General features: G+C 74.6%; 16 protein-coding genes. 6 read left to right on the forward strand and 10 right to left on the reverse strand.

All coding sequences use genetic code 11. The features are described from left to right. Nucleotides 1-43: 43 nt before the first annotated feature. From O2W15_RS01405 to O2W15_RS01440, 8 genes are all read right to left on the reverse strand, one after another. A complete protein-coding gene (locus O2W15_RS01405; RefSeq protein WP_269178081.1) occupies nt 44-1,222 on the reverse strand; it encodes an AAA family ATPase in 1,179 nt (392 codons plus the stop codon). Next, the gene (gene cpaB / locus O2W15_RS01410; RefSeq protein ID WP_269178082.1) at nt 1,219-1,935 is read right to left on the reverse strand and encodes a Flp pilus assembly protein CpaB; all 717 of its coding nucleotides are present in this window, start codon (nt 1,933-1,935) and stop codon (nt 1,219-1,221) included. Before cpaB ends, O2W15_RS01405 begins: the two co-directional genes overlap by 4 nt. Then, nucleotides 1,932-2,903 carry a pilus assembly protein TadG-related protein gene (locus tag O2W15_RS01415; RefSeq protein WP_269178083.1) on the reverse strand — a complete coding sequence of 324 codons (972 nt, stop codon included), beginning with the start codon at nt 2,901-2,903 and terminating at the stop codon, nt 1,932-1,934. Before O2W15_RS01415 ends, cpaB begins: the two co-directional genes overlap by 4 nt. Next, nucleotides 2,894-3,307 carry a TadE family protein gene (locus tag O2W15_RS01420; RefSeq protein ID WP_269178084.1) on the reverse strand — a complete coding sequence of 138 codons (414 nt, stop codon included), beginning with the start codon at nt 3,305-3,307 and terminating at the stop codon, nt 2,894-2,896. The genes O2W15_RS01415 and O2W15_RS01420 overlap by 10 nt, the downstream gene beginning before the upstream one ends. A 36-nt stretch (nt 3,308-3,343) precedes the next feature. Then, nucleotides 3,344-3,577, reverse strand: coding sequence for a Flp family type IVb pilin (locus O2W15_RS01425; RefSeq protein WP_269178085.1), 234 nt, complete (start codon nt 3,575-3,577; stop codon nt 3,344-3,346). A 146-nt stretch (nt 3,578-3,723) separates the two neighbouring features. Beyond that, on the reverse strand, nt 3,724-4,419 hold the full coding sequence (locus O2W15_RS01430) for a prepilin peptidase (RefSeq protein WP_269178086.1): 696 nt from the start codon (nt 4,417-4,419) through the stop codon (nt 3,724-3,726). An 84-nt stretch (nt 4,420-4,503) separates the two neighbouring features. After that, nucleotides 4,504-5,133, reverse strand: coding sequence for a class I SAM-dependent methyltransferase (locus tag O2W15_RS01435; protein WP_269178087.1), 630 nt, complete (start codon nt 5,131-5,133; stop codon nt 4,504-4,506). Then, a complete protein-coding gene (locus O2W15_RS01440) occupies nt 5,100-6,860 on the reverse strand; it encodes a lytic transglycosylase domain-containing protein (RefSeq protein ID WP_269178088.1) in 1,761 nt (586 codons plus the stop codon). The genes O2W15_RS01435 and O2W15_RS01440 overlap by 34 nt, the downstream gene beginning before the upstream one ends. Nucleotides 6,861-7,136: 276 nt before the next feature. On the opposite strand from O2W15_RS01440, the gene O2W15_RS01445 reads away from it, so the two are divergent. The 3 genes from O2W15_RS01445 (at nt 7,137) to O2W15_RS01455 (ending at nt 10,290) form a co-directional block, all read left to right on the forward strand. Beyond that, on the forward strand, nt 7,137-7,829 hold the full coding sequence (locus O2W15_RS01445) for a GntR family transcriptional regulator (RefSeq protein ID WP_269178089.1): 693 nt from the start codon (nt 7,137-7,139) through the stop codon (nt 7,827-7,829). 159 nt (nt 7,830-7,988) lie between these two features. After that, the gene (locus O2W15_RS01450; RefSeq protein ID WP_269178090.1) at nt 7,989-9,536 is read left to right on the forward strand and encodes an NCS1 family nucleobase:cation symporter-1; all 1,548 of its coding nucleotides are present in this window, start codon (nt 7,989-7,991) and stop codon (nt 9,534-9,536) included. Between the two features lie 4 nt (nt 9,537-9,540). Further along, the gene (locus tag O2W15_RS01455) at nt 9,541-10,290 is read left to right on the forward strand and encodes an aspartate/glutamate racemase family protein (RefSeq protein ID WP_269178091.1); all 750 of its coding nucleotides are present in this window, start codon (nt 9,541-9,543) and stop codon (nt 10,288-10,290) included. Between the two features lie 15 nt (nt 10,291-10,305). Here the strand turns inward: O2W15_RS01455 and O2W15_RS01460 are convergent, their stop codons facing one another. Further along, a complete protein-coding gene (locus O2W15_RS01460) occupies nt 10,306-11,421 on the reverse strand; it encodes an NAD(P)/FAD-dependent oxidoreductase (protein ID WP_269178092.1) in 1,116 nt (371 codons plus the stop codon). Nucleotides 11,422-11,502: 81 nt separating this feature from the next. Between O2W15_RS01460 and O2W15_RS01465 the strand changes: the two genes are divergently transcribed. Both O2W15_RS01465 and O2W15_RS01470 read left to right on the forward strand, forming a co-directional pair. Continuing rightward, nucleotides 11,503-12,096 (forward strand): carboxymuconolactone decarboxylase family protein, encoded by a 594-nt coding sequence (locus O2W15_RS01465; RefSeq protein WP_269161717.1) that lies wholly within the window; start codon nt 11,503-11,505, stop codon nt 12,094-12,096. Then, the gene (locus tag O2W15_RS01470; RefSeq protein WP_269178093.1) at nt 12,093-12,962 is read left to right on the forward strand and encodes an RNA polymerase sigma-70 factor; all 870 of its coding nucleotides are present in this window, start codon (nt 12,093-12,095) and stop codon (nt 12,960-12,962) included. The genes O2W15_RS01465 and O2W15_RS01470 overlap by 4 nt, the downstream gene beginning before the upstream one ends. A 7-nt stretch (nt 12,963-12,969) precedes the next feature. On the opposite strand, the gene O2W15_RS01475 is transcribed toward O2W15_RS01470, so the two are convergent. After that, on the reverse strand, nt 12,970-13,803 hold the full coding sequence (locus O2W15_RS01475) for a helix-turn-helix transcriptional regulator (protein ID WP_269178094.1): 834 nt from the start codon (nt 13,801-13,803) through the stop codon (nt 12,970-12,972). Nucleotides 13,804-13,903: 100 nt separating this feature from the next. Here O2W15_RS01475 and O2W15_RS01480 point away from each other — a divergent pair, with 100 nt between their 5' ends. Beyond that, a complete protein-coding gene (locus O2W15_RS01480; RefSeq protein WP_269178095.1) occupies nt 13,904-14,599 on the forward strand; it encodes an SDR family NAD(P)-dependent oxidoreductase in 696 nt (231 codons plus the stop codon). The last annotated feature ends 18 nt before the right edge of the window (nt 14,600-14,617 follow it).

A 14,617-nucleotide genomic window follows, 5' to 3' on the forward strand; every position in this document is an offset into this window, starting at 1 on the left:
CCGGCCGCCTGGCCACGGGCCTGGGCGAGACGGTCGCTGAGGCTCATCGGGCACCGACCCGCCGGCGTCCGCGCCGGCCCTTGCCGGCCGCCGCGGCAGGTGCGAGCCGGCCGACCAGCGTCTGGAGCCCGCGGGTCACCGGGTCCTTGCCGCCCTTCATCAGCAGCGGGACGCCGGTGTTCGTCGACAGCGGGACGGCGTCGTGCCGCGGGAGCACCAGGTCCAGCGGGGCACCCACGGTCCGCTCGACGTCGGCCAGGGCGAGGCCACCGGCCGAGCCGGCGCCGTTGAGCACCAGGTGGCGGCCGGCCGGCACGAGCTGCAGCTCGCCGAGCACGTCGAGCTCCTTGCGCAGCCCGCGCACGCCGGGCACGTCCATGCTGCCGATGAGCACCAGGTCGGTGGCCCGCTCGAGTGCGGTGAGCGTGTGGTCGGTCAGCCCCGGGGCGGTGTCGACCACCACGTACCGGAACTCCGCGCTGAGCATGTCCACCAGCCGCGCGACCTCGTCCGGGGTGACCGCGTCCCCTGCTGCCGGGGAGTCGCTGCCGGCGACCACGTGCAGCCCGGAGGAGTGCCGGGTGAGGTAGGTCTTGAGCACGAGCGGGTCGTTGCTGGCGGCGCCGCGCACGGCGTCCGGGAGCGTGTGCTCGGGGACCAGCGCGAGTGCGCTGGCGACGTCCCCGAACTGCACGTCCAGGTCGACCAGCACGGTGGAACCGGGCTCGGCCACGGCCAGGCCGAGGGCCACGTTGGTGGCGACGGTGGTCTTGCCGACCCCGCCCTTGGGCGAGGCGACGACCACCACCCGCCGGGTGGGCGCCTGCGGCACCGTCGCCGACGCGACCCGGCGGGCCTCGGCGCGGGCGGCCGCCCGCTCGAGGACGGCAGCGACGTCGGCGGTGGAGGCGTGCGGGGAGAGGACGTCGCGGACGCCGGCGCGCATCGCCTCGATCCACAACTCGGGATCGGTGAAGGCGACGACGACGACGCTGGTGCCCGGTGCCGCGCCGTCGAGCTGCCCGGCGAGGGCGAAGGAGTCGGCCAACGCGACCTCGGCCCCCAGCACCACCAGGTCCGGGGCGTCCGGTCCGGCGAGGTGGCGGAGCAGGACCCCCTCCGCCAGCGCGTCCACCCCGAGGGCGACGACGTCGCTGCTGCCGGCCTCGGTGAACCGCGCGACGAGGTCGGCGTCGGCACCGATGGTCAGGACCGTGCTCACTGGTCTGCTCCTGTGGTCGTGGTCGTGCTGTCCAGGGAGGTGTCGGCAGGATCGACCGACTCCTGGAGCGACAGCCACACGGCGCCCTGCTCCATCCCCGCGATGACCACGGCGGCGTCCTCCGGGGTGAGGGCCAGCGTCACGGTCACCGTCTGCGCGGCACCGGTCAGCGCCGCCGTCTGGTCGTCGGCGCCACCGGCCACCCGGGTCACCAGCACCTCGCCGACGGCGAGGTCGGTCGTGGTCGGGTCGCCCTGGCTGATGAACACCCCGATCCGGTCGCCGGCGACCAGCGCCCCGCCCACGGCGCGCTGCGGCTCGAGGGTCAGGCTCACCTCCTCGGTGCCGGTGGGCAGCTCGACCACCCCGGCGGCGGCCGCCTGCACGGATGGGTCGGCGAACCGTGCGAACACCACCTGCTCACCGGACACCAGGGACGTGGTCGTGGTCAGGCCGGCCACGTCGGCGAGGTCCTCGACGGAACCGGGGACGACCAGGCGACTGGGCACCTCCGCGGTCCGCACCAGGTCGGCGAGCTCGGCGGCCGGGGTGCCGGCCGGGACGTCCTGGTCGACGACGAGCACCGGGACCAGGACGGCCCCGGCCTCGGCGCGGGCATCGGCGCCCCGGACGTAGCTGATCAGGACGACGGCGCCGAACGCTGCCAGGGCAAGGGCCGCGAGAGCGGCGAGGACGCGACGCATGGTGGTCATCCCTGAGGAGAGAGGCTGATGGAGGTGGCGCCGAGGTTGGCCGCCGGGGTGGAGCCGGTGCTGCTGGTCGCGCTGGCCGGGACGACCGCACGGGTGAAGTAGCCGTAGAAGACCGGCTCGCCGTAGGTCAGCTGGTAGCCGGTGAGGTGGAAGAGGGCGTAGCCGTAGACGTGGGCGCGGTAGCCGCCGAACAGCCACCCGTCGAGGTCGTCCCAGACCGGGATCTGCAGGTCGTTGCCGATCAGGCTGTCCAGGTAGGCCCTCGAGCACCGGTTGGGCAGCACGCTGCTCCAGATGCTGACGTCGATGTACTGACCCACCGAGGACGTCGCCCGGCAGACGGACGAGGAGTCCGTGCCGGTGAGTGCGTGCCCGCCCAGCGTGACCCCGCCCTTCGGCCCCGTGCACAGCGACAGCCAGCCCAGGTCCCAGTCCAGTCGGCGGGACACCGTGCTGGTCAGCGGGTACTTGGCGATCTGCCGCTGGTACTCGCACCAGGAGATGGCCAGGGGCAGCTGGGCCACCCCGTGCGACATGGCCTTCCAGGTGGCCGTGGCGGTCGCGGTGACCCGGGTGGAGTCGATGCCGAGCACCGGGGCGAACCAGTGCGCCTGGTCGGCGCTCACCGTGACGGTGACCGTCTGCCCGCCGACGGAGACGTCGGGCGTGCGCAGGGTGGCGCCGGCCGCGTCGGCAGCGCCGGCGTTCGCGGTCAGCGCGGAGGTCGCCGTCGCGACGGGGTTGCCGCAGGCGCCCTGCGCGCAGTCGGTCGCGACGGCCAGCGCCGCGGCGTCGGCGGCGTTGCGCAGCTGCTCGCGGTCGGCGTAGAGCGAGGCGACGTCCACCGCGATGGCGGCGAAGCCCAGCAGCGGCACGAGCAGGATCGCGACCAGCACGGCCACGGCGCCGCGTTCGTCGGCCAGTCGCCGCGGGCCGAGCCGGCGCAGCAGCCGGGGGGTCAGCCGCATCGCATGGCCGCCGTCCCGGTCAGGTCCACGCCGGTCGACCCGAGGACCCCGGCGACGAACGTGCGGCGGGCGGTGACGGTCACCGTCACCGTGGTGCCGGCCGCCGCACCCACACAGGTGACCGGGCTGATGCTGACCGAGGACACCGCCAGCGGGCCGGCCGCGGTCTGCACCGCCGACCGCGCCGACGCCACCGTGCCGGAGGTGACCATGGAGCGGGCGCCCTCCCGGGCCGCCGCGGACAGCGTCGCCTGGGTGTTGAAGGCCGCGCTGACCTCCATGATCCCCAGCAGCAGGAGCAGCAGGACCGGGATGACCAGCGCGAACTCGACCGCCGCCGCGCCCCGCTCGCCGAGGAGCCGGCGAGCGGGACGGGGACGGGGCCGGGCAGGGCTGCCGGACACGGAGCTGCTCCTGTCGTGGGATCGGGAAGGGGCGGGTCAGCTCTTGGGCGCGGGCGCCGTGGGCGTCAGCGTGATGCTGTTGAAGAGGGCCTCGAGCTTCCCGCCGAAGACGAGGACGGCCGCCGCGACGGCCAGGGCGATGGCGCCGACGAGGATCGCGTACTCGACGGCCGAGGCGCCCTTCTCCTCCTTGACCGCCTTCAGCCGGTCCGCGACACGGTCGGCGGTGACGTAGGACAGGGTGTGCAGCGTCTGGAACAGGCTGACCAACGTGAGCTCCTGGGGAACCGACCGTCGGCTGATCGGGTCGGGTGACCCGGGTCGCGGTCTTCCCCCCGTTGTTCGGGCGGGCACGACCAGCAGCACAGCCCTGAGCAGGGCGGCTCACCCGGACGGGTGAACGGCCTGTCCGCGCGTCACGGCAGGAGCAGGACCCATTCCTCGGTCAGCAGAGCCGCGACCAGGGCACCGCCGAGCAGCGCCGGCCCGAAGGGCAGCCCGGTCCGGCGCCCCACCCGCCGGGCGGCGAGCAGCGCCAGCCCGACCACGGCCTGCAGCAGGAAACCGAGGAAGAACCCGACCAGGACGACGGGCCAGCCGAGCCAGCCCAGGTAGAGGCCGAGCAGCCCGGCCAGCTTGACGTCGCCCATCCCCAGTCCACTCGGGGCGGCCAGCGCCATCACCAGCAGCACCGCGAACGCGGCTCCCCCGGCCAGCGCGGCGCGCCCCAGGCTCGACCAGTCGCCGTCGGCCCCGGCGGCGAGGGCCAGCAGGGCGAGGCCGCCGAGCAGCCCCGGCAGCAGCACCCGGTTGGGCAGCAGCTGCTCGCGCAGGTCGACGACCGTCAGCAGCAGGCCGACCGCGACGAACCACAGCCAGGCGGGCAGCTGCGCCGTCCAGCCGAACCGGAGGGTGACCGCGACGGCGCAGAGCGCCCCGGTCAGTTCCGGCCACGGGGCCCCGATCGCGCGGGCCCGCCGGTCGACGCGGACCGCGACCGCCCCGTCGCCGGCCTCGACCCGACGCGGGGCGACCAGCGCCAGCGAGTCGACGACGCGGCCGGTGGCGGCTCCGCCGACCCCGGCGACCACGGCGGCGAGCAGAGCGCTCACGTCAGGCGGGGCGGGGTCCGGTGCAGCACGCCGCACAGGGTGACACGCGGACACCGCTCCGCCGGGCAGGCGCGAGGCGGTCGGCTACGTGCGCTCGCGGCGGACGGCCACCACCAACCAGCGGTCCTCGGCGTCATCGACCTCGGTGACGCGCCAGCCGGTGCCGGTGAGCAGCTCCCGGATCCGCGGCTCGCTGCGCACGTCGTCCGGGGTCAGTTCCCGGCCGTGCCGCCGGGCCAGCGCTGCCCGGCCGACCGGGTGGAACAGGCCGAGCCGTGCGCCGTCGGCAGCGACCCGGGCCAGCTCGCGCAGGCCGGCCTCGGGGTCGGGCAGGTGGGAGACCAGCCCGGAGGCGAAGAGGACGTCGAACGCCCCTGCGGCGAACGGCAGCCCGGTGACGTCGCCACGCACCAGGTGCGCCAGCTCCCCGCGACCGCGCCGCTGGGCCTCGGCGAGCATCTCGCCGGTCAGGTCGAGGCCGACGAGCAGCCCGGCCGGGCCGGTGGCGGCGCGCAGCACCGGCAGGGCGCGCCCGGTGCCGCAGGCGGCGTCGAGGACGGCGTCCCCGGCGCGCACCCCCAGCTCGGCGACGGCCCGCTCGAACCGGGGCCCGTCGTCGGGGAACTTCTCCTCCCAGGCGGCAGCCCGGGAGCCGAAGAACGTCTGGGTGTCGCTGGCGGTCAGTCGGTCTCCTCGGCGGGGACGGTGTCGCACTCCTCGTCGGCGAGCGTGGCCAGCTCCTCGACCAGCGGAGCCGCATCGGCGGAGCCCAGGACGACGGTGAGGTTCTCCCCCGTCGCCGGCCGGAGCAGCGACACGACGCCGAGCGCCTCGGCCAGCTGCCGCACCGGCTCCTCCTGACCTTCGAGGTGCTCGATCGCCGACTCGGTGACCTCGGCGCTGCTCACCGTGCCGAGGGTGAGCCCGGCGTCGGTGAGGACCCCGGTCACCGCCTCGACCAGGGCCGGGTCACCGGTGCCGTCCACCACGTCGACGACGACCGGCTCGGCTGGCTGGAACTCGATGCCACACAGGGCCGGCTCGGGGCTCGGCTCCGGTGCCGGGACCGGCTCGGGCTCCGGTGCCGGGGCAGGCTCCGGCTCGGAAGCCGGGACCGGCTCGGGCTCAGGTGCCGGGGCAGGCTCCGGCTCGGGAGCCGGGACCGGCTCGGGCTCAGGTGCAGGGACGGGCTCCGGCTCGGGAGCCGGGACCGGCTCGGGCTCAGGTGCAGGGACGGGCTCCGGCTCCGGCTCCGGCGCGGGCTCCGGTGCCGGAGCAGGCTCAGGAGCCGGGACGGGCTCCGGCTCAGGCGCGGGCTCGGGCGCGGGCTCGGGCTCGGGCTCTGGCGCAGGAGCCGGCACGGGCTCGGGCTCCGGCTCCGGCGTGGGGGCAGGGACCGGTGCTGGTGCGGCCAGGAGCGGCGGGGGCTCGACCGGCGCCGCAGGCGGCTCGACAGCCGGCGGCGGCTCGACAGCGGGCGGCGGGGCGGGGGCGGCCGGTGGCACGGTCGGCGCCGGACCTTCCGGGGTGGGCGCCGGTTCCGGCGTCGTCCCGGCGTACGTCGCGGACAGCCCGAGCACCGTGGCGACGTAGCTGTCGGAGTGGTTGTAGGCGAAGACGGCGCGCGACTGGCCCTCCGGCGTGGAGAGGTCCCCACCCGCGGCGCAGAGGTACTTGCCGGTGGCGACGGCGGCGTCGTTGATGTTGAAGGGGTCGCGGCGCCCGTCGCCGTTGCCGTCGCTGTCGTACATCGCCCAGGTGGTGGGGATGAACTGCATCGGGCCGACGGCGCGGTCGTAGACGGTGTCGCCGTCCAGCACGCCGTCGTCGGAGTCGAGGATCCGGGCGGTGTTGTTGGTGCCGTCGAGCGGGATGCCGATGATCGGCGGGCTCGACAGCCCGTCGGTGTGCAGGGTGGCGCCGGCGAAGCGGCCGTGGTTGGACTCGACCCGGCCGATGGCGGCGATCAGGGTCCAGCTGATGCCGCAGTCGGCGGAGAGCGCAGCGGCGCGTTCGTAGGCCGTCAGTGCGGTCGACGGGATCCCGCTGGCGGCCAGCGGCGACGCCTCGCCGGTCGGGACGGCGGCGGTCGGCGCGGCGGCGGCCGTGGCGGTGGCTGTCGCGGGGGCGCTGCTGGGATCGGCGTCGGTCGCGATCGCCACGGTCTCCAGCAGCGGTTCGAGCGGTGGCGCGAGGGGTGGCGCGAGCGGTGGCGCGAAGACGTCACGCAGACCGGACGGCGGGCGCGGCACGAGCGCGTCGGCCTCGACGGCCATCAGGCGAGAGGACGGCGGTGGCGCCGGAGCGGCACCGGGTGCGGCGCTGGCCGCGGGGAGGAAGGCGACCAGGGCGGTGGTGATGCCCGCGCTGGCGACGACGCCGGGTGCCCGCACCCGGCTCGACCGGGTGTTCGTGTGCCGTCCGCGACGAGCCCGGCTCATCAGCCGAGGACCCGCACGTGCTCGCATGGCATGACTTCAGGCACCAGTTCCCCCTGTGGCCGTCAACCTGCTGCGGCCGGGCGGGCATCGAACGATGCCCGGCTCCGGACGAGAAGGACCGTAAACCGGGCCCCTGGATCGCGCCATGCTCGTTGGGTGAACTCCTGGGAGCCGAGGGTGATCGGCACGCGGCGACGGGGTGACGACGGGTCAACGTGACGGAAACACGCCTCCGCTAGCGTCCCGGCCTCCGGTCCGCGGGAGGGAGGCGGTGGGATGTCGCGACAGCGCCCTCCCGCGCCCTGGGTCGCTGCGCTGGCCAGCGCCCGCGACACCCCCTCGCAGGCGCTCGTGCTGGAGGAGCTGCGCACGGCCATCCTGGCCGGCCTGGTCCGGCCCGGCGCCCCGATCCCGGTGGACGACGTCGCCGCCCGGTTCTCCCTCAGCCGGATCCCGGTGCGCGAGGCGCTCAAGACGCTGGTCGCCGAGGGCCTGGTCGAGCACGAGGTGCGGGGCGCCTACGTCGTCGCGCGACTGAGCCGGGCCGAGCTCGCCGAGCTCTACGTCGTCCGGGCCTCGCTGGAGGCGGCCGCGCAGGCCGCCGCGGTGCCCCGCTCGACGCCGCAGGACGTCGCCGTCGCGGCGGCGGCGCTGCGGGAACTGGAGGCGGCGACCGCCGCCGGCGGTGCCGACGACCACCACCGTTGGAGCCGGCGCTTCCACCTGGCGCTGATCGCCCCGTGCCAGATGCACCGCCTGCTGCAGATGTTCGAGCGGGCGTGGAACGTCACCGAACCCGGGCGGCCCATGTCGCACGCCTCCGCTGCCGCGACGGCGGCGCTGGCCGCCGACCACGTCGCCATGCTCGACGCGTTCGCCGCCGGTGACGTCGTGGCCCTGACCCAGGTGACCGGCGCCCACTACGCGCGGCTGCAGGAGATCGTCGCCGGCATCCCCGCCGACGGCTGAGCCCGGCGGATATACCCGCGCGGACATCCGGGGGCAACACCGGCTCCCTAGCGTTCGCGCCGTCGCTCCCGGACGGCCGCTCCCCCGCCGCTCCCGGGACACCGACGAGCTCGTGACCCGCCGCTGCCCGCACCAGCCGACGATCCGCAGGAGCCCTCTATGACCACCACGTCCCCCGAGCCGGTGGCGCTCGCGACCGACGTCCCCACACCCCTCGGGACGGCGCCCTCGGCCGCCGCACCCGGCGGCGCGCTGATCGGCGCCGACTACGACCCCCGGCTCACCAACGAGGACCTCGCCCCGCTGCGCCAGCAGCGCTGGGGCTCCTACAACATCTTCGCGTTCTGGATGTCGGACGTGCACAGCGTCGGTGGGTACGTCACCGCGGGCAGCCTCTTCGCCCTGGGCATCGCGGCCTGGCAGGTGCTCATCGCCCTGGTCGTCGGGATCGTGATCGTGCAGGTGTTCGTCAACCTGGTGGCCAAGCCCAGCCAGAAGACCGGCGTCCCGTACCCGGTGATCAACCGCGCCGTCTTCGGCGTCAAGGGCGCCAACATCCCGGCGATCATCCGCGGCCTGATTGCGGTCGCCTGGTACGGCGTGCAGACCTTCCTGGCAGCGAGCAGCCTGAACATCATCTGGCTGAAGTTCGTCCCGGGCGCCGAGTCGCTGCTGACGCCGTCCTTCCTGGGCCTGGAGGCGCTGGGCTGGATCTCCTTCGCGGTGCTCTGGGTGGCCCAGGCGGCGCTGTTCTGGCGGGGCATGGAGACGATCCGGAAGTTCATCGACTTCGCCGGCCCGGCCGTCTACGTCGTCATGATCGTGCTGGCGGTCTACCTGGTCTCGGAGGCCGGCTGGTCCAACATCGACCTGAGCCTGTCCACCGGCCCGACGCTGAGCGGCTGGGCGACGGTCTCCACGATGCTCGGCGCGATCGCGCTGGTGGTCTCCTACTTCTCCGGCCCGATGCTGAACTTCGGCGACTTCGCCCGGTACGGCAAGAGCTTCGATGCGGTGAAGCGCGGCAACCTGCTCGGCCTGCCGCTGAACTTCCTCTTCTTCTCGCTGCTGACCGTGGTCTGCGCCTCGGCGACCGTGCCGGTGTTCGGTGAGCTGATCACCGACCCGATCGCCACCGTGGAGGCGATCGACTCCACCTTCGCGATCCTGCTGGGCGGGCTGACCTTCGTCATCGCGACGGTCGGCATCAACATCGTCGCGAACTTCATCGCCCCGGCGTTCGACTTCTCCAACGTGGCGCCGCAGAAGATCAGCTGGCGCGCCGGCGGGATGATCGCCGCCGTCGGATCGGTGTTCCTCACCCCGTGGAACTGGTACGACAGCGCCGAGGGCATCCGGTTCAGCCTCGGCATCCTGGGCAGCCTGATCGGCCCGCTGTTCGGCATCCTGATCGCCGGCTACTACCTGGCGAGCAAGCAGCGGATCGCCGTCGACGACATGTACTCGATGTCCCCGACCGGCCGGTACTGGTTCCGCGGCGGCTACAACCCCAACGCCGTCCTCGCCGTGCTCGGGGCCGGGGTGCCGACCATCCTGCTGACGCTCTTCACCTCGGTGGGCGACTACGGCTGGTTCATCGGCTGCGGCCTCGGCTTCGTGCTCTTCGCCGGGCTGGAGCGGGTGCGGCCGATGATCGTGCTGCTCGACCCGGCCGAGACCGGCGTCTCCGACGGCACCCGGGTCTGAGGCCGTGCTGATCCAGGTCGTCAACCCGAACACCACCGCCTCGATGACCGACCTGGTCGGGCGCAGTGCCCGGGCCGCCGCCGGCCCGGGCACCGTGGTGGTCGCCGTGCACCCGGAGATGGGGCCGGCCTCGATCGAGAGCCACTACGACGAGGCGCTCGCCGTGCCGGGGCTGCTCGCCCAGGTCGCGGTCGGCGAGGAGGCCGGCGCCGCCGGGCACGTCATCGCCTGCTTCGGTGACCCGGGGCTCGACGCCGCACGGGAGGTCGCGACCGGGCCGGTGGTGGGCATCGCCGAGGCCGGCATGCGGACGGCGACGTACCTGGGGCGGACCTTCGGCGTGGTGACGACCCTGCAGCGGACGACCGGCCGGGCCTGGGAACTCGCCGGCCGGTACGGGGTGCGGGAGCAGTGCCGCACGATCCGGGCGGTGGAGATCGCCGTCCTGGCGCTGGAGACCGACCCGGCGGCGCGCTCGCGGATCGCCGCCGAGTGCGCGGACGTCGTCGCGACCGAGGGCGTCGACGCGATCGTGCTGGGCTGCGCGGGGATGGCCGACCTCGCCGCGGAGCTGACCCGGCGGGTGGGGGTGCCGGTGATCGACGGGGTGGCGGCGGCCGTCGCGACGGTCGAGGGGCTGGCGCGGCTGGGGCTGCGCACCGGCAAGCGCGGTGAGTACGCCGCTCCCCTGCCGAAGCGGTACACCGGCGCGCTGGCGGAGTTCGGCGTCCCGGAGCCCGTCGCCGTCCACTGACACCGGGGTGCCGGACTACCCCGCGAACCGGCCGAGCCGGAAGGCAGCCAGCAGGGGGCTCGGCGCTCCGTCCAGGACCTCCCCGGCCAGCAGCTCCCCGGCGACGAGGCCGAGCGTCGCGCCGCTGTGGGTGAAGGCGACGGTGAGGCCGTCGATGCCGGGGACGGCGCCGACCACCGGGTGCCCGTCGCCGGGGATCGGCTTGCGCCCGACGCCGTAGGACGAGCAGGACAGCACCGGCTGACCGGCCAGCACCTGCGCCGCTTCGGAGAGCAGCCCCTGCACCGTGGAGTCACGGACGTCGAACGTCCCGTCGTCCCGGCGCACCACCTCCTCCTCCGACCAGCCGGCGTCCAGGACGATCCCGCCACCCAGGGCGGGCCGGAGCGCCACCCGCGGCGTGTTCAGCACGGCGCGGAGCCGGTGCCCGAACGGCGGGGTGCGGACGAGGAGCGCGTTCGAGGTGGCGTCGGGCAGGTGCACACCGAGAGCGGCGAGGGTGCGCGGGACGTCGGCGCCCGTGGCCAGCACGACGGCGTCGGCGGCGAGCACGTCACCGGTACCGGTCCGGACGCCGGTGACCCGGCCGCCCTGCACGACCACCTGGCACGAACCGGCCGAGGTCCGCACCACTCCCCCGGCGGCCCGCAGGTCCCGCACCAGCTGCGCGATGAGCGACGGCAGGTCGACCCAGCCCTCGTCCGGGTTGAGCAGCGCGCCGTCGTCCGGGATCGCCCCGGCGTCCACCCCGGGGAGCCGCGCGGCGACGTCCGCCCGGCTCAGCCACTCGGCCGGGTAGCCGATCGCGCGCTGGTGCTCGAACGAGGCCCGGACCCCGTCGCCCCAGCGGAGGCCGCCGTCGAAGGCGATGTGCGCTGTCGAGTCGGGGCGGGCGGCGAGGGCCCGGTACCGCTCGAGGCCGAGCATGCGGAGCCGGTGGTACTCCGGAGGGAAGTCGCCGGCCGAGTTCAGCCAGGACAGCGACCGTCCCGACGCGCCGCTGGCCGGCTCGCCGTCCGTCACGAGCGTGACCCAGGCACCCCGGGCGGCCAGCTGCGCCGCCGTCGAGACCCCCAGCACCCCACCGCCGAGGACGACGACCCGGATCTGGCCACTGCCTCCACTCCGCACCCCCGCAGTCTCCCGGAGAGGTGTCACACCGGGCTCGCGGCCGGTGTCTCCATGTCGACCCACCACACACCTGGAGGAGACATGACGAGCAGCACCCGCGTCCCGGCGACCGCGGTCACCGGCGTCTACGGAGCCCTGGTCAGGGCGATGACCCGACGGATGTTCGGCACGGTGCCGGAGTCGATCGGCGTGATGTGGCACCACCCGCCGGTGTTCAAGGCCCTGATGGGGCTCGGCCGGAAGTCCGAGTCCTGGGACCGGCTGGACCGCGACCTGGCGTCGTTCGCGTCCATGGCCGCGGCCAGCACGATCGGCTGCAGCTTCTGCCTGGACCTGCACCACTTCCTGACCCACGACCGCGGGCTCGACGAGGCCCGGGCGCGGGAGGTGCCGCGGTGGCGGGAGTCCGACGTCTTCACGCCCCTGGAGCGCCGGGTGATGGAGTACGCCGAGGCGATGAGCCAGACGCCGCCGGCGGTGACCGACGAGCTGTCGGCCGCCCTGCTCGCCGAGCTCGGGGCGCCCGCGCTGGTGGAGCTGACTGCCAGGATCGGCGCGATGAACCTCACCGCCCGGGCCAACGTCGCGCTCGGCATCCGGTCCGCGGAGTTCTCGGCGTCCTGCGGCCTGCCGCCGCTGGCTGCCCCGTCGCGGACGGACGCCGCCTCGGCATGACCGACGACCCGTTCCTGGCCCACCGCAGCCTGCTGTTCACCGTCGCCTACGAGATGCTCGGCTCGGCCGCCGACGCCGACGACGTCGTGCAGGAGACGTGGCTGCGGTGGGCCGAGGCGGACCGCGCGGAGGTGCGTGACCCGCGGGCGTACCTGGTCCGGGTCGTCACCCGGCAGTCGCTGAACCGGCTGCGCACCATGTCCCGCCGCCGGGAGGACTACGTCGGCGAGTGGCTGCCCGAGCCGCTGCTGACCAGCCCGGACGTCGCCGAGGACGTCGAGCTCGCGGAGAGCGTCTCGCTGGCGATGCTGACCGTGCTGGAGACGCTGGGGCCGACCGAGCGTGCGGTGCTGGTGCTGCACGAGGTCTTCGACGTGCCGTACGAGGAGATCGCCGAGGCGGTGGGCAAGTCGGGCGCCGCCGTCCGGCAGATCGCGCACCGGGCGCGGGAGCACGTGGCCGCCCGCCGTCCGCGGATGGTGGTCGACCCGGCCGAGCAGCAGCTGGTGGTGGACCGGTTCCTGGCCGCGCTCACCGGCGGCGACGTGCAGGCGCTGCTGGACGTGCTCGCGCCGGACGTCGTGGTGGTCGCGGACGGCGGCGGCCTGGCGCCCGCTGCCCGGCGCCCGTTCGCCGGCCGGGAGCGGGTGGCCGGGGCGCTGTCCCGGTTCGCTGCGTTCGCGCCCGGGGTGCTGATCACCACGCCGCTGATCAACGGCGGGATCGCCGCCCGGATCGACCCGGGCGGCGAGTTCGACACGGCGATCACCTTCGTCGTGGCGGACGGCCGGATCTCCCGGATGTACGCGGTGCGCAACCCGCACAAGCTGGGCCGGCTCGACGAGGTGGCCGAGCTCCGGCGCTGACCGGCCGTCAGGCGGACGGTCCGACGACCTCCGCCAACCCGAGGGTGCGGATCAGGTCGAACCGGGAGGCGTCCTCGGTGCCCGGCTCGGCGGTGTAGGTGACGATGCGCAGGTCGGTGCCGATCACGGTGAGGACGTCGCAGTCGACCGTCACCCGGCCGACGCGCGGGTGCACGAAGGTCTTCGCCTGGAACCGGTGCTCGACGACGGTGCCCTCGGCCCACAGCTGCGCGAAGCGCGGGTCGGGCTGCAGCTCGGCGAGCAGCGCCCGCACGGACGGGTCGTCCGGGTAGCGGATCTGGGCACTGCGCAGGTCGGAGACGAGGGCCCGCTGGTGGCGTTCCAGGTCACCGTCGCTCCACACGACCTGCGGGGCCCGACCGGCGAACTCCGCGGCGACCAGGTTGAGGCCGGCCGGCATGTCCCCCAGCAGGGCACGCCACGCCGCGTTGGCGGTCAGTAGGGTCCAGTGCGCCGTCCACACGCCGATGGCGACGTCCGGCAGCCGGGCGAGCAGCCGCTGCACGCTGGCCGGGATGTGCGTGGGGACGGCGCTGGGCAGCGGCGCGGGCAGGCCGGCGGCGAGGTACAGCTGGTCGCGCTCGAGGTCGGACAGCTGCAGCACCCGGGCGAGCGAGGCGACGACCTGCGCCGAGGGGCGGTCGGCGCGGCCCTGCTCCAGCCGGACGAGGTAGTCGACCGAGACGCCGGCCAGCAGGGCGACCTCCTCCCGGCGCAGCCCCTTGGTGCGCCGCTGCCCGGTGGGGAACCCGACCGCGGCCGGCTGGAGGCGTTCCCGCCATGCGCGCAGCAGCGCCGCGAAGTCCCCTCGGTCGGTCATGAGCTCATCGTCGTCCACTGCGGCCGGGATGGGTGGTACTGCCAGTCATACGGTCGAACGGCACCAGTCGACGTCCCCCGGACGGGCGCACGGTGGGTGCATGACGACGACATTGATCACTGGCGGCAACAAGAGCCTCGGCTTCGAGGCGGCCCGGCGGCTGAAGGAGCAGGGGCACCGGGTGGTCATCGGCGCCCGCGACGCCGAGCGCGGTCAGCGCGCGGCCGAGGAGCTGGGCGTGGAGTGGGTGCGCATCGACGTGACCTCCGACGAGTCGGTGGCCTCGGCGGCGAAGGAGGTGCGCGAGCGCTTGGGCGGGCTGGACGTGCTGGTCAACAACGCCGGCGTCTCCGGGCCGATCGGCGCGGTCGACGAGTACACCGCCGCGGACCTGATGGCGGTGCTCGACACCAACACCGGTGGGATCGTCCGGACGACGCACGCCTTCCTGCCGCTGCTGCGCGAGTCGGCGGCCCCGGTGATCGTGAACGTGACCAGCGGGCTCGGCTCGTTCGCCGTGCGCTCCGACGAGTCCCGGATCGAGCACTCGGTCCCCTCGCTCGGCTACTCGGCCAGCAAGGCGGCGGTCAACATGCTCACCTCGGTCTACGCCCAGTTCCTCCCGGAGCTGCGGATCAACGTGGTGGACCCGGGCTACACGGCGACGGACTTCAACGGCCACGCCGGCCCGCAGACCGTCACCGAGGGCACGGACGCGATCGTCGCGATGGCGTCGATCGGCGCGGACGGCCCGACCGGCACCTTCACCGACCGGCACGGTCCCGTCGCCTGGTGATGCCGTCAGCGGCGGCCG

The sequence above is a fragment of the Modestobacter sp. VKM Ac-2979 genome (genome assembly GCF_026967995.1).
Classification (GTDB): domain Bacteria; phylum Actinomycetota; class Actinomycetes; order Mycobacteriales; family Geodermatophilaceae; genus Modestobacter.